General features: G+C 71.8%; 13 protein-coding genes. 4 read left to right on the forward strand and 9 right to left on the reverse strand.

The window, feature by feature from the left end; translation table 11 throughout:
* Positions 1-49: 49 nt before the first annotated feature.
* The 6 genes from prcB to arc form a co-directional block, all read right to left on the reverse strand.
* Positions 50-889, reverse strand: coding sequence for a proteasome subunit beta (gene prcB, locus JQN83_RS06680; protein ID WP_208566156.1), 840 nt, complete (start codon positions 887-889; stop codon positions 50-52).
* On the reverse strand, positions 808-1494 hold the full coding sequence (locus tag JQN83_RS06685) for an endonuclease VII domain-containing protein (RefSeq protein WP_208566157.1): 687 nt from the start codon (positions 1492-1494) through the stop codon (positions 808-810). The genes prcB and JQN83_RS06685 overlap by 82 nt, the downstream gene beginning before the upstream one ends.
* A gap of 22 nt (positions 1495-1516) precedes the next feature.
* A complete protein-coding gene (locus JQN83_RS06690; protein ID WP_204924405.1) occupies positions 1517-1729 on the reverse strand; it encodes a ubiquitin-like protein Pup in 213 nt (70 codons plus the stop codon).
* Positions 1730-1839: 110 nt separating this feature from the next.
* Positions 1840-3357 (reverse strand): depupylase/deamidase Dop, encoded by a 1518-nt coding sequence (gene dop / locus JQN83_RS06695; protein WP_372443982.1) that lies wholly within the window; start codon positions 3355-3357, stop codon positions 1840-1842.
* A 58-nt stretch (positions 3358-3415) separates the two neighbouring features.
* Entirely contained in the window at positions 3416-5485 is a 2070-nt protein-coding gene (locus JQN83_RS06700) for a hypothetical protein (RefSeq protein ID WP_208566158.1), read from the reverse strand.
* 151 nt (positions 5486-5636) lie between these two features.
* On the reverse strand, positions 5637-7418 hold the full coding sequence (gene arc, locus JQN83_RS06705; RefSeq protein WP_208566159.1) for a proteasome ATPase: 1782 nt from the start codon (positions 7416-7418) through the stop codon (positions 5637-5639).
* 177 nt (positions 7419-7595) lie between these two features.
* On the opposite strand from arc, the gene JQN83_RS06710 reads away from it, so the two are divergent.
* Complete coding sequence (locus JQN83_RS06710) at positions 7596-7892, forward strand: ferredoxin (RefSeq protein ID WP_208566160.1); 297 nt, start codon at positions 7596-7598, stop codon at positions 7890-7892.
* A gap of 105 nt (positions 7893-7997) precedes the next feature.
* Here the strand turns inward: JQN83_RS06710 and JQN83_RS06715 are convergent, their stop codons facing one another.
* From JQN83_RS06715 to JQN83_RS06725, 3 genes are all read right to left on the reverse strand, one after another.
* On the reverse strand, positions 7998-8570 hold the full coding sequence (locus tag JQN83_RS06715; RefSeq protein ID WP_091239677.1) for a hypothetical protein: 573 nt from the start codon (positions 8568-8570) through the stop codon (positions 7998-8000).
* 81 nt (positions 8571-8651) lie between these two features.
* Positions 8652-9605, reverse strand: a complete 954-nt coding sequence (locus JQN83_RS06720; RefSeq protein ID WP_208566475.1) for a tRNA (adenine-N1)-methyltransferase — start codon at positions 9603-9605, stop codon at positions 8652-8654.
* 65 nt (positions 9606-9670) lie between these two features.
* Positions 9671-10825 carry a site-2 protease family protein gene (locus JQN83_RS06725; protein ID WP_307799061.1) on the reverse strand — a complete coding sequence of 385 codons (1155 nt, stop codon included), beginning with the start codon at positions 10823-10825 and terminating at the stop codon, positions 9671-9673.
* An 82-nt stretch (positions 10826-10907) separates the two neighbouring features.
* On the opposite strand from JQN83_RS06725, the gene JQN83_RS06730 reads away from it, so the two are divergent.
* The 3 genes from JQN83_RS06730 to JQN83_RS06740 all read left to right on the forward strand — a co-directional run bounded on the left by JQN83_RS06730 (position 10908) and on the right by JQN83_RS06740 (position 13868).
* Entirely contained in the window at positions 10908-11819 is a 912-nt protein-coding gene (locus JQN83_RS06730) for a RecB family exonuclease (RefSeq protein WP_208566162.1), read from the forward strand.
* Between the two features lie 97 nt (positions 11820-11916).
* Complete coding sequence (locus tag JQN83_RS06735) at positions 11917-13110, forward strand: sensor histidine kinase (RefSeq protein WP_208566163.1); 1194 nt, start codon at positions 11917-11919, stop codon at positions 13108-13110.
* A gap of 23 nt (positions 13111-13133) precedes the next feature.
* Positions 13134-13868 (forward strand): response regulator, encoded by a 735-nt coding sequence (locus tag JQN83_RS06740; RefSeq protein ID WP_279632669.1) that lies wholly within the window; start codon positions 13134-13136, stop codon positions 13866-13868.
* Positions 13869-14046: the final 178 nt, after the last annotated feature.

A 14046-nucleotide genomic window follows, 5' to 3' on the forward strand; every position in this document is an offset into this window, starting at 1 on the left:
TCCTTCTGGCACTGTGCTGACGACTGGGGCTGGTGGGGGTGGGACGGCGTCAGCCGCCCGGGTTCTCCATCCGCCCGGCGACGACGGCCTCGGCGATGGTGGCCGTCTCGGCCTCGGTGAGCCGGCGGGTGCCCTCGGCGGTCGCCGTCATCACCACCGGGTAGATCCGCCGGGTCAGGTCCGGCCCGCCGGTGGCCGTGTCGTCGTCGGCGGCGTCGTAGAGCGCCTCGACGGCGAGCCGGGTCGCGTCGTCGATCGACACGCCGGTGCGGTACCGCTTCTTGAGCGCGGACTTGGCGAAGAGCGAACCGGAACCGATCGCGTCGTAGCCGGTCTCCTCGTAGGGGCCGCCGGTGACGTCGAAGCTGAAGATCCGCCCGGCGCGGGCCGGGTCCCGGGCGGCCAGGTCGAAGCCGGCGAAGAGCGGCACGACCGCCAGCCCCTGCATGGCCGCGCCGAGGTTGCCCCGGATCATCGAGGCGAGCCGGTTGGCCTTGCCGTCGAGGGAGAGCATCGCGCCCTCGATCTTCTCGTAGTGCTCCAGCTCCACCTGGAACAGTCGCATCAGCTCGATGCCGATGCCCGCCGTGCCGGCGATGCCGACCAGCGAGTACGCGTCGGCGGGGTGCACCTTCTCGATGTCGCGCTGCGCGATCAGGTTGCCCATGGTGGCCCGTCGGTCGCCGGCCAGCACCACACCACCGACGGCCGAGATGGCCACGATGGTGGTGGCGTGCGGCGCCAGGTCGGCGGCCATGCCCGGCGGCAGCGGCCGTCGGCCGGGCAGCATCTCGGGGGCCACCCGACTCAGGAACGAGGTGAAGGAGGACGTCCCCGCGTTGGTGAACACATCTGGTAGACGCCCGGATGGATCAAAGCCCGCTGCCACGTGGTTCCTCTCAGGTACGTGATCGCCCTGGCCAGCCTCGTGGGACTGTCACGGAACTGGCCAAGACCACCGTTGCAGTTGAAGCAGAGTATCCCGCGCACCCATCCGGTGCGGTGATCGTGGTCCACATGTTGAGGATCTTCCGCCCCGCAGACGGCACAGACGCCGCCCTGCTCGGCGAGCAGCTCCTGGAACTCCTTCTCGCCGATCCCGTAGCGGCGGCGCAGGTGGTACTCGCGACTGCCGCCGTACAACCGGAGCTTGCTCTCCTTGCCCTTCTCGTTGTGGCAGGGCTTGCAGTATCGGCCGTAGCCGCCGCGCCCCGACCGGTTACGGGGAAAGTCGTCGAGTGCTTTCGTCTCACCACACGTCGGGCAGCGACGGTGGCCATCCGGCACCACAGGTAGTTGGCGAACCTCCCGGCCGTGCTTCGCTCTCGTCCGCTTGGCATAGCTCACCTTGGAACGCAGGTTGAAGCAAGGCTTGCAATAGCTGCCCCGGCCATCGGGCCGACGGCTGTTCGCGCAGAAATCATCGAGCAACTTCCACTCGCCGCAGTCTCGGCAACGACGGTGTCCGTCTCGATCGTCGAGCGAATCAGGCATGTCCGATTTAACCGTCTATGCCCTATTCACCCCCTTTTTGTACGTAGCCACGCACAAATTCTTCGGCGTTCTCCTCCAGGACCGAGTCGATCTCGTCGAGCAGGTCGTCGACGTCCTCGGTGATCTCGGCGTGCCGCTCGGCGACCTCGGGGTTGACCTCGGTGGTGACGTCGTCGATCTCCTCGGCCTGGTGCGACTTGCCCGACTGGGTCTGACCGCCCTCTTGTGAAGCCATCTCGCTGCCTCCTCCACGATCGTCTGCGATGAACTTACCTCGCGGAGACGACGAAAAGCCCGTCGCGCGCCGGCATCCGACGCACGACGGGCCGCCGTCACCGCGTCGACTCAGCCGCCGGTCAGCGTCTCCAGCAGATCCTTGGCGGTGTCGCACCTGTCGAACAGCGCCCCGACGTGCTGGCGGGTGCCCCGCTCCGGCTCCATCATCGGCACCCGCACCAGCGACTCCCGACCCACGTCGAAGATCACCGAGTCCCAGCTCGCCGCCACCACCTCGGAGGCGTACTGGGCCAGGCAGCGGCCCCGGAAGTAGGCCCGGGTGTCCTCCGGCGGCTCGGTCATCGCCCGGCGGGTCTGCTCGTCGTCCAGCAGGGTCTTCATCGAGCCCCGGGTCACCAGCCGGTGGTAGAGGCCCTTCTCCGGCCGGACGTCGGAATACTGCAGGTCGACCAGCTGAAGCTTGTGCGAGCCCCAGCCCAGCTTCTCCCGCTCCCGGTAACCCTCCAGCAGCCGCAGCTTGGCCACCCAGTCCAGCTCGTCGGCGCAGAGGAACACGTCGCGGCCCAGCCGGTCCAGCACCTGCTCCCAGCGCTCCAGCACGTCCAGGGTCTGCGCGTCGGCGTCCGCGCCGTACCGCTCCTCCACGAAGGAACGCACCCGCTCGTAGTAGGCCCACTGCAGGTCCAGGGCGCTCAGCCGACGGCCGTCGCGCAACCGCATCCGGTGGGTCAGCGACGGGTCGTGGCTGACCGCGCGCAGCTCGGCGACCGGGTCGGCGATGCCCAGGTCGGCACCGAGCGCCTTCTCCTCGATCATGGTCAGGATCAGCGCGGTGGTGCCCACCTTGAGGTAGGTGGAGATCTCCGACAGGTTGGCGTCGCCGATGATGACGTGCAACCGGCGGTACTTGTCGGCGTCGGCGTGCGGTTCGTCGCGGGTGTTGATGATCGGCCGCTTGAGGGTGGTCTCCAGCCCCACCTCGACCTCGAAGAAGTCCGCCCGTTGGGAGATCTGGAAGCCGCTCTGGCCGCCGTCCTGCCCGATGCCGACCCGGCCCGCGCCGCAGACGATCTGCCGGGTGACGAAGAACGGCGTCAGGTACGCCACGATGTCGGCGAACGGGGTCTGCCGCCGCATCAGGTAGTTCTCGTGCGCGCCGTAGCTGGCGCCCTTGTTGTCGGTGTTGTTCTTGTAGAGGTGGATCGGCTGGGTGCCGGGGATGGTGGCCGCCCGCCGGGCCGCCTCGGCCATCACCCGCTCCCCCGCCTTGTCCCACCGCACCACGTCGAGGGGGTTGGTCACCTCGGGGGTGGAGTATTCCGGGTGTGCGTGGTCGACGTAGAGCCGGGCGCCGTTGGTGAGTATCACGTTGGCCAGGCCGAGGTCCTCGTCGGCGAGCGCCTCCGCCGGGTCGTAGGCGGCCCCGGAGTAGGTGAACCCCCGGGCGTCGCGCAGCGGCGACTCCTCCTCGTAGTCCCAGCGGGCCCGGCCGCCACGGTTGAGTTCCGGGCGCGCGCCGTACGCGTTGACCACCTGGGACGAGGTGACCATCGGGTTGGCTCCGGCCTGGCCGGGCACGGAGATCCCGTACTCGACCTCGGTGCCCATGATCCTTCTGACGCTCATCGACCTACCCGCTTCGCTCGCCTCACCCGGTCCGCCGTCATGTCGAGCGTAGTCCGCCTCACCGGGGAAGGGGGCACGCCGCTTCGGCCGGGTCGGGAGTGGCGGTCTCCAGGGTGGGCGGGGGCGGCTCGTCGGAGGGGGCCACGTCGCACTCGGGGACCGTCAACGGCACCCAGCTGAGCCGGTGCCGCAGGGCGGGCTCGTCGCGCAGCATCCGGTGTACCCGACGTTCGCCCTTGGGGTCGGAGGTGATGAACCGGACGGGGCCGGCCACCCGGCGGACGATGATGTCGGTGCGGTCCGGTTCGAGGAACGGCAGGCTGTAGATGCCCGGATCGGTGGCCGCCGTGGTGCCGTGCAGGGCCGACAGGCACAGCGAGATCAGGTAGGACCGCATCGGCCCCCGGTCGATGACCAGGGTGGTGGTGCCCGGCACCTCGGGATAGCGCTGTTGGGCGTCGGCGCACACCCAGGCCACTCTGGACGGCAGGGTGAGGTCCTGGTGGACCCACCGCTGCGCCCAGGTCTGCTCGTCGACCACGAGCAGGCTGCGGTGCCAGCCGGTGACCCCGCAGAGCGCCACCGCGACCGTCATGGTGAGTGCGGCGGCCAGCACCCCCGCCGTGGTGCTGCCGGCCCCCCGCCAACTCAGGGCGGGCCGGGGCACCGGCAGTAACCGGACCACCCCGGCGGTGCCGACGATGAGCAACGCGGTGGCCAGGTGGGTGCCCTTGACGAAGTAGTAGCCCGGAGTCACCCCGGCGTCGGTGTTGATCTGCGCGATGGTCAGCGGCAGGGCCGCGCCGACGACGCAGACCAGCAGCCAGCGCCGCCAGGCCGGATCGGCGCGGGCGACCTGGACGAGCAGGGCCACCCCGACGATGCCGCCGAGCCAGATCAGCGCCCGCCAGCCCTCGACGGCCTGGGACGAGCCGATGACCAGCGCCTCGGTCTGCCCGGCCCGCAGCACGCCGAGCAGCGGGGCGATCAGGGCGAGAGCGGCGCCGGCCAGGCCGACGGTCAGCACGGTGAACCACCGGCGCAGTGCCTCCCGCCAGTGGGTGAGCACCCAGCACAGGACCAGCACGGCGGCGGCGGGCAGGAAGAGGTAGTAGGTGAACCCGACGGCGGCGAGCAGGGCGCACAGCAGCACGACCTGCTCCCGGGTGCCGGGGACGGGCCGGGCGACCAGGGTGGCGATCAGGACGGTCAGGGTCAGCCCGAGCACCTCGGTGGGGTAGCCGGCGTTGAGCAGGCGGGGCAGTTGGGTGCCGAGCACCAGCGCGCCGACGACCACGGTCAGCACCGTGCGGTGCAGCAGGTGGATCGGGCCGGCGAGCCGTTGGGCCGCCCAGATCAGCACGAGGGTGAACAGTCCGAAGCCGGCGATGGTCCAGCCGAAGTAGTGGGCGACGAGGGCGTCGACGCGCGGCCCGGTGGGGGTCAGGAAGCCGTCGAGCAGGGCGGTGACCAGGTGCCAGCCCTGCGGGTAGTAGATGAGCTGGGCGGTGATCTGCTCCCGGGCGGCGGCCGGGTCGACGAAGGTGTAGCCGTCGAGGCGGCCCATGGCGTCGAACAGCGCCAGGTGCCGCCAGTTGTCCTCGCCCGCGCCGAGGACGGTGAGCCGGTCGGCGAGGTCGGTGGCTCGCTGCCAGGGTTGCCGCAGGTAGGCCACCATGGCGGCGGCGCCGGCCAGCGGGAACAGGTCGGCCCAGCCGGGCCGGGGCAGCCGGGGGCGGCGGCGTAGCACGGCGGCGGCGAGGACGAGCCCGGTGAGGGCGGTCCCGGTGAGCGGCACCGGTCGCATCCCCCAGGGCCAGACCGGGAAGACCAGGCCACCGATGGCGGTCAGGCCGAGCAGCAGGCCCAGGGCGAGCATCAGCCGGTCGAGCAGGGTACGGCCGCCGCGCAGCAGGCTGGCCGTGGCGATCAGCACGACCGGGGGTAGGAGCCAGTCCCGGTGCAGGGCGTGTCCGGCGAGGGGTACGGCCCATGCGGCGACCAGCGCGGCGAGCAGGAGCGGGATCCACCGCCAGCGGCGGGCCGGCCGGCGCGGCGCGACGGTGGGGGGTGTCTGATCCACCGCCGGGGACAGCGGCGGATCGGCGACGGTGAGCTCGGGCGGCACGCGGTTCCTCGGAGTCGACTACGCGGTCGGGGAAGTCTAGCGACGCGGCCGGCATTCCACCCACCCGACGCGGGGTGGTGCGGTTAACAGTGGGTGACGTACGCGAGCGGGCCCGCGACGCGTCGCGTCGCGGGCCCGTCCGGTCGGCCGGTCAGAGGTACTGGCCGGTGTTGCTGGCGGTTTCGATGGAGCGGCCGGCCTCGGTGCCCTTGCCGCCGGAGACGAGCGTGCGGATGTAGACGATCCGCTCGCCCTTCTTGCCGGAGATGCGGGCCCAGTCGTCCGGGTTGGTGGTGTTGGGCAGGTCCTCGTTCTCCCGGAACTCGTCGACGCAGGCGTCGAGCAGGTGCTGCAACCGCAGCCCCTTGCGCCCCGAGGTGAGGAACTCCTTGATCGCCATCTTCTTTCCCCGGTCGACGATGTTCTGGATCATCGCGCCGGAGTTGAAGTCCTTGAAGTAGAGGACTTCCTTGTCACCGTTGGCGTAGGTCACCTCGAGGAAGCGGTTCTCCTCGGTTTCCGAGTACATCCGCAGCACGACCGCGTCGATCATGGCGGCCACGGTGGCCTGGGGCTCGCCGCCGTGCTCGGCCAGGTCGTCGGCGTGCAGGGGCAGGCCGACGAGGATGTACTTGGAGAAGATGTCCTTGGCCGCCTCGGCGTCCGGACGCTCGATCTTGATCTTCACGTCGAGCCGGCCGGGGCGCAGGATGGCCGGATCGATCATGTCCTCCCGGTTGGAGGCGCCGATCACGATGACGTTCTCCAGGCCCTCGACACCGTCGATCTCGCTGAGCAGCTGCGGGACGATGGTGTTCTCCACGTCGGAGGAGACACCGGAGCCACGGGTCCGGAAGATCGAGTCCATCTCGTCGAAGAACACGATGACCGGGGTGCCCTCCCCGGCCTTTTCCCGGGCCCGCTGGAAGATCAGCCGGATGTGCCGCTCGGTCTCACCGACGTACTTGTTGAGCAGCTCCGGACCCTTGATGTTGAGGAAGAAGCTGGTGTGCCGGTCCTTGCCCAGCCGCTCGGCGATCTTTTTGGCCAACGAGTTGGCCACCGCCTTGGCGATGAGCGTCTTGCCACAGCCCGGCGGACCGTAGAGCAGGATGCCCTTCGGCGGCCGGAGCTGGTGCTCGCGGAACAGATCGGCGTGCAGGAAGGGCAGCTCCACCGCGTCGCGGATCTGCTCGATCTGCGACTGGAGGCCGCCGATGTCGGTGTAGTCGACGTCGGGCACCTCCTCCAGCACCAACTCCTCGACCTCGCTCTTCGGGATCCGCTCGTAGGCGTACGCCGAGCGGGGCTCGATCATGAGCGAGTCGCCGGCCCTGATCGCGGTGCCGATCAGGGTGTCGGCCAGGTGGACGATGCGCTCCTCGTCGGAGTGCGAGACCACCAGCGCCCGGTCGCCCGGGCTGCCCTCGGGACCCGCGAGGATCTCCTTGAGCATCACCACCTCGCCGACCCGCTCGTAGCCGAACGCGTCGACGATGTTGAGCGCGTCGTTGAGCAGGACCTCCTGGCCACGCCGCAATTCCTCGGCGTCCAGTGAGGGTGAGACGGCTACTCGGAGCTTGCGTCCGCCGGTGAAGATGTCCACCGTGCCGTCGTCGTGTCGCGCGAGGAAGACACCGTAGCCGGACGGCGGCTGCGCCAGCCGGTCGATCTCCTCCTTGAGCGTCACGATCTGCGCGCGAGCCTCTTTGAGGGTGCTCACGAGCCGGTCGTTGTTCTCGGTGAGCCGCGCCAACTGTGCCTGGGTGGCCGCCAGCCGCTCTTCGAGCTGCCGGACGTGTCGGGGGCTTTCGGTCAACTTGCGCCGCACCAGAGCGAGTTCCTCTTGAAGGAACGCGACCTGCGTGGAGAGATCGTGGGCCTCCTTCTCCCACCGTGCGGCGCGCGAGTCCGCGTCGTCGCTGCGTGCCACGTCCCACCTCCCCGGGGGGCTTGAACGTTCTGCCCTAACACTAGCCGCTATGAGGCCGATTCGGTCCCACGCAACGCCCTCGTCACTGAACCTTGATCGCCAAGGTACGCCTGAGGGGCAGGTCCGGCCGTTCGGGTACCGTCGTGGGGTGGGACGGGAGAACATGGGGGGTGCCGGGTGAGTGACGTCGCGACCGACCAGTTGCAGGTCTGGGTGGACCAGGATCTCTGCACGGGTGACGGGCTCTGCGTGCAGTACGCGCCGGAGGTCTTCGAGTTCGACGTCGACGGCCTGGCGTACGTCAAGGGCACCGACGGTGAGCTGCGGCTGGCCCCCGGCAGCCGGGTCGACGTGCCGGAACACCTGCGGCTGGAAGTGATCGATTCCGCGAAGGAGTGCCCGGGTGACTGCATCCACGTGGTACGCGGCAGCGACGGCGTCGAGGTGGCCGGCCCCGAGGCCGCGGACGACTGACCACTTCCCGACAGAACGCACCGCCACCCGGCCGGCCGCCACCCGCCGGGGCGGGCCGGTCGGCGGAGCGGCCGGGGCGACCGTCGTCCCGGCCCGACGGTGGTGTCACAGCAGCGGACGGCCGACCACCGAGGCGACCAGCCGGGCGAACTCCTCCAACCGGGCGATCTGACCGGCACCGCCGTCGTCGAGGGTCTTGCCGAAACGCAGCGCGTCGTGCCGGGGCGCACCGACCATCTCGTCGCCGGGTGGGGCCTCGTCCAGTGAGGTGAGCAGCAGGTAGACGTCGATGCTGTCGACCCGTACCTCACCGTTGTCGGCCCGGGTCAGGCGGCGTCGGCAGCCGACCTCGGTGACGGTGGAGACCGGCACCACCCGCAGCGACGAGGTCATCGACCCGGGGGGACCCTCCCCCGGCGGCACGTCCTCGCCGTGCCAGAGCACCAGCCGGCTGCCGTCGCAGACGACGACCTCCTGCCACACCCCGTTGACCTCGTTGACGAAGCGTTCCAGGGTGAAGCCGAGCACCGAGGCGCCGCGCAGCACCCCGCCGAGCGCCTCCAGGGCGATGTCCGGGTCACGCAGGTAGGCCCGCGCCGCCGACTCCAGGTCCTGGTACGGCGACCAGTCCGGGAACACGGCCGGCAGTTCACCGCCGCCGAACCCCGGCCGACTCATGCCCACTCCCTGCGGTCGCACCGTCGGCCCGCACCGGCCGTCGGGTTCTGCCCGTTCACGCCCAGCTGCTCCGCTCCGCCGTCACGGCCGGTCCACCTCGTCGGCGCAGGCGGCCGACGCGGCTGCGGTGGCCTGCGCCGCCGCCTCCCGGGCCGCCGCCGCCTCGCGCAGCGCCTGCTTACGCTCGGCGTACGCCTCCGCGCCCTTGCTGGGCTTGCGGCGACGCGGCGGGGCGGTGACACCCGGAGCGAGTTTACGCGCGGAGACCAGGAACGCGGTGTGCGCGATCATCCGGTGGTCGGGGCGGACGGCGAGCCCTTCGGCGTGCCAGTCGCGCACCAGCGACTCCCAGGCCCGCGGCTCGGTCCAGCCGCCCCGCTCGCGCAGCGCCTCGACCAGCTCGGACAGCTGCGGGGTGGTCGCCACGTAGCCGATGAACACGCCGCCGGGCAGCAGCGCCCGCTCGACCATGTCCAGGGTCTCCCACGGGGTGAGCATGTCCAGGATGATCCGGTCGAACCCGGTCTCCGGGCAGTCGGCGACGTCGCCGACGTGCAACCGCCAGGCCGGGTGCGGCGCACCGAAGAACGCCTCCACGTTGCGCCGGGCGATCTGGGCGAAGTCGTCGCGCACCTCGTAGGAGTGCAGCTCGCCGCCGGTGCCGACGGCGCGCAGCAGCGAGCAGCTCAGCGCCCCGGAACCGGCGCCGGCCTCCAGCACCTTGGCACCGGGGAAGACGTCGCCCATGGCGACGATCTGTGCCGAGTCCTTCGGGTAGATCACCTGGGCGCCGCGCGGCATGGACAGCACGTAGTCCGACAGCAGGGGACGCAGCGCCAGGAACGCCGTCCCGCCGCCGGCGGTGCTGACCACGCTGCCGTCGGGCTGCCCGATCAACGCGTCGTGCGCCAGGATGCCCCGGTGGGTGTGGAACTCCTTGCCGGGCTCCAGGGTGACGGTGTGCATCCTCCCCTTGGGGTCGGTCAGCTGCACCCGGTCACCGGGGCGGAACGGTCCCCGGTGCACCGGGGGCAGCTCCGCTGGGGCGGTGGGCGTCGGTGTGCCGTTGCGGGCCGGGAGGGTGGGGGGATGTGCTGCGGTCACCTGTTCATCTTCCGTGTGGGTTCGAGGACCTGGGCGAGATCCGCGGTGTGCAGAACGCCGACCACATCTTCGCCTGCCGTCACCACGTACCGTGCGCCCGGGTGGGCCTGGACGGCCGCCATCAGCCGCTCGCCGTCGAGACCGAGCGGCAGGGTCGGCAGCGCGGTCAGCGGCCGGGCCACCGCGTCCACCCCCAACCAGGGCCGACGGTCCACCGGTACGGCGTCCGCCGCCGCCGGGTCGACCAGGGCGACGGGCCGGCCCGCGCCGTCGACGATCAGGAGGGCGGACCGGGGCGGGCCCTGCTCGGCGTGCCGACGCTGCGCCTCGGCCAGTGGCGTGCCGGTGGGTACGGCATGGACCGGGCGGGCCAGCCGGCCCAGGTCGAGCAGCGGCACCCGGCGGCTGATCCGGGCGTACCGGATCGACTGGCCGGCGCCCCGCCAGAGGGTGATCGCGACCAGCAGCATCAGCGGCAACGCCAGCGGCACCAGGATCCGCTGGACGGTGAGCAGCACGACCAGCCCGGCGGTGGCCACCGCGACGGCCCGCCCGACCCAGCCGGCGATCTCGGTGGCCCGGTGCCGGTCCCGGGTGAGCCGCCACAGCACGGCGCGCAGCGCCCGGCCGCCGTCCAGGGGCAGGCCGGGCAGCACGTTGAACACGGCCACGATGACGTTGCTCAGCGCCAGTTGCAGCGCGAGCTGGTGGGCCAGGGTGTGGTCGGGGGCGGCCAGCGTGGCGGCCACGGCGATCCCGCCGAGCAGCGCCGAGACGGCCGGGCCGGCCAGGGCGACCAGCAGCTCCACCCGGGGGTTGGGGGCGTCCCGGTCCATCTCGGTGTAGCCGCCGAGCAGTTCCAGGGTGATCCCGCGCACACCGATGCCGTAGCGGCGGGCGGTCAGCGCGTGCCCCAGCTCGTGCAGCAGGACGGAACCGAGCAGCGACACCACGAAGCCGAGACCGATCAGGTAGCCGCCGAGCGGGGACAGGCCGAGGCGGTCCCGGGCGAACTCGGCATAGGTGACGGTCACCAGCAGGGTGAGCAGCAGCATCGACAGGTTGAGGTGCAGCGGCACCCCGAACACCCGGCCGACGGTCAGGCCGGCACCCCGGCGGGGCCGGCGCGGTGCGCGGGGACGGGACTCCACCGCCCCGATGCTACGCGCCGACTCGATCATGCCCGGTGCGGCGAGCGCGGTGGTGTCACACCGGTGCCCTAACCTTCGGGGCATGACGGCGGAACCGGTGACCGACCAGCAGCATCCTCCGGCGGCGTTGCCCGCCACGGTCCGGGCTTCACTGTCGCCGTCACGGGCCGCCGACTTCAAGACCTGCCCGCTGCTCTACCGGTTCCGCAGCATCGACCGGTTGCCCGAGCGACCCAGCGTCGAGCAGGCCCGGGGCACCCTGGTGCACGCGGTGCTGGAGCGGTTGTTCGACCTGCCGGCGGGCGGGCGCACCCCCGACGCCGCCGGTGACCTGGTCGTCCCGCAGTGGGACCGGCTGGTCACCGAGCAGCCCGAGCTGGCCGGCCTGTTCGACCCGGGCGACGACGCGGGCACGGCCGAGTTCCTCCGCTCGGCGACGGCGCTGTTGGCGGGTTACTTCGCGGTGGAGGATCCGCGCCGGTTGGAGCCCGCCGAGCGGGAGCGCCTGATCTCCGCGGTGGTCGACGACGAGCTGCTCATCCGTGGTTACGTCGACCGGCTCGACGTGGCCCCCGACGGGGCGCTGCGGGTCGTCGACTACAAGACCGGCGGTGCGCCGAGGGAGGCGTTCGAGGCACGGGCGCTGTTCCAGCTGAAGTTCTACGCGTTGGTGCTGTGGCGCACCCGGGGCGTGGTGCCCCGCGTGCTGCGCCTGCTCTACCTCAAGGACGCCGAGGTCTGCGACTACTCCCCCGACGCTGAGGAGCTGCTGCGGTTCGAGCGCACCGTGGTGGCGCTCTGGCAGGCCATCGAGCAGGCCACCGTGCGGCAGGATTTCCGGCCCCGACCGAGTCGGCTCTGCGACTGGTGCAACCACCAGGCGCACTGCCCGACCTTCGGCGGCACCCCGCCGCCGTTCCCGCAGCGGGCCGGGGCGGCCGACCCGTTGCGCGACGCCCGGTCCCGACCGGCCACCCCGGGCGCCGACGAGTAAACGGTCGGCGGGTCGGAGACCGGCTCATCCGCGAGGAGGAGACGAGGTTCACCGTCGGCGACGACCGGACGGCCCGCCGGGCGGCTAGCGTCACGGTATGACCGAGGGGGGCGAGCGCTGGTGGGTGCGCCGGCCGTTGGCCGGTGACGCTCTCTTCGCCGTCGCGCTGGTAGTGCTGGAGGTCGCCTTCATCCTGATCACCCCCCGCGAGTTCTGGCCTCGGCAGCTGCCGTCCGCGCTGGCCTGGAGCCTGCTGTGCGCCGCTCCGGTGGCGCTGCGGCGGGTCGCCCCGTGGCCTGCGGTGGGGGCCGCGTTGGCCACCCTGGCCGTGCCGGCGGTGCTCGGGCACGCCCCGACCACGCAGAGCCTGACGTTCCTGGTGCTGACCTACACGATGACGGTCAACCGGCCGGCGCTCCCGGCGGTCGCCGCCACGGTGCTGCTGTGGGTGCCGGTGGCGGCGCTCAACGTGCTCACCCCACTGGACACCGGGCTCGACGTCGGCCCGGCGTACCTGGTGCTCAACAACCTGCTCACCGCGCTGCTCGCCTACGCGGTGGGGCGGGCGGTGCGGGCCCGGCGCACCTCGCTGCGGGCGCTGCGGGAACGGGCCCGGGTGGCCGAGGCGAACCAACGGTCGCTGGCCGAGCAGGCGGTGGCCGACGAGCGGCGACGGATCGCCCGGGAGCTGCACGACGTGGTCGCCCACCACGTCAGTGTGATGGGGGTGCTGGCCACCGGGGCCCGGCGGGTGCTGCGGCGGGACCTCGCCGCCGCCGACGAGGCGATCGCCACGATCGAGGACACCAGTCGGGTCACGCTGCGGGAGATGCGGCGGTTGCTGGACGTGCTGCGTACCGACGCCGAGCCGGCCGCCGACCTCACCCCGCAGCCCGGCCTGGCCGGCATCGCCGCGCTGGCCGAGCAGGTACGCGAGGCGGGGCTGCCGGTCACCCTGGAGGTCGCGGACCCGGTGCCGACGGTCGAGGAGGGGATCTCGCTGACCGTCTACCGGATCGTGCAGGAGGCGTTGACCAATGCGCTCAAGCACGCCGGCCGGGCCACCGCGACGGTCCGGCTGGGGGTGACGGACGGCTGCCTGACGGTGGTGGTCACCGACACCGGGCGGGGTCCCGGGCCGGAACCCGACCGGATCGGGCACGGGTTGGTCGGTATGCGGGAACGGGTCGGCCTCTACGGTGGGATCCTGCACACCGGGCCACGTCCCGGTGGCGGCTTCCGGGTGTACGCCCGGATCCCGGTGGAACCGGTCGGGGCGGTCCCGACGTGACGGCGGCAGAACGGGGAGAACAGATGGGCGAGACGTACGGCAGCCCCCCTTCCGTCGTGCCGGACGAGGTGCGGGGGCCTGCCCGCGCGCCGGGGCGGCCGGTGCGCATCCTGCTCGCCGACGACCAGCCGTTGCTGCGTACCGGGTTCCGGATGGTGTTGGGCACCGAGGACGACCTGGACATCGTGGCCGAGGCCGGGGACGGTCAGGAGGCGGTGGAGTTGTCCCGCCGGCTGCTGCCCGACGTGGTGCTGATGGACATCCGGATGCCCCGGATGGACGGGGTGGCCGCGACCCGGGCGATCGTGGACGCCCGGTTGCCGGTGCGGGTGCTCATCCTCACCACCTTCGACCTCGACGAGTACGTGGTGGGGGCGTTGCGGGCCGGGGCGAGCGGGTTCCTGGCCAAGGACGTGCCGGCCGACGACCTGGTCACCGCCATCCGGACGGTGGCCGCCGGGGAGGCGGTGGTGGCGCCGCGCATCCTCAAGCGGCTGCTGGACCGGTTCGCCACCGTGCTGCCGGACCCGGCGGCGAGCCCACCGAAGGCGTTGGGCACGTTGACCGAGCGGGAACGCGAGGTGCTCGTCCAGGTGGCCCGGGGGCTGTCCAATGCGGAGATCGCCGCCGCGTTGTCGGTCAGCGAGACGACCATCAAGACCCACGTCGGGCACGTGCTGACCAAGCTACGGCTGCGCGACCGGGTGCAGGCGGTGGTGCTGGCGTACGAGTCGGGGCTGGTCCGCCCCAAGGCGTAGCCGGGTGGTGGCGGGTCCGCCTCGGGGCGTACCCGCAGTGAGGCCGGTGGGCGGACGGCAGCGTTGCCCCGCTCACCTACCGTGACGAAAGACGGCGCGGCGCGGTTGACCATGACACGGCGTCAGGTTTTAGCGTCGGCGTCGGCACCGCCGCAGGCGGCGCGACGAACAGTGACCG

This window comes from Micromonospora antibiotica, assembly GCF_017599305.1.
Classification (GTDB): domain Bacteria; phylum Actinomycetota; class Actinomycetes; order Mycobacteriales; family Micromonosporaceae; genus Micromonospora; species Micromonospora antibiotica.

Excerpts from the sequence above, each read along its gene's own strand:
- JQN83_RS06685 (WP_208566157.1), bottom strand. The coding sequence starts at position 1,494 with ATGCCTGATTCGCTCGACGATCGAGACGGACACCGTCGTTGCCGAGAC.
- JQN83_RS06690 (WP_204924405.1), bottom strand. The coding sequence starts at position 1,729 with ATGGCTTCACAAGAGGGCGGTCAGACCCAGTCGGGCAAGTCGCACCAG.
- JQN83_RS06730 (WP_208566162.1), top strand. The coding sequence starts at position 10,908 with ATGACGGCGGAACCGGTGACCGACCAGCAGCATCCTCCGGCGGCGTTG.
- JQN83_RS06735 (WP_208566163.1), top strand. The coding sequence starts at position 11,917 with ATGACCGAGGGGGGCGAGCGCTGGTGGGTGCGCCGGCCGTTGGCCGGT.
- dop (WP_372443982.1), bottom strand. The coding sequence starts at position 3,357 with ATGAGCGTCAGAAGGATCATGGGCACCGAGGTCGAGTACGGGATCTCC.
- JQN83_RS06715 (WP_091239677.1), bottom strand. The coding sequence starts at position 8,570 with ATGAGTCGGCCGGGGTTCGGCGGCGGTGAACTGCCGGCCGTGTTCCCG.
- JQN83_RS06740 (WP_279632669.1), top strand. The coding sequence starts at position 13,134 with ATGGGCGAGACGTACGGCAGCCCCCCTTCCGTCGTGCCGGACGAGGTG.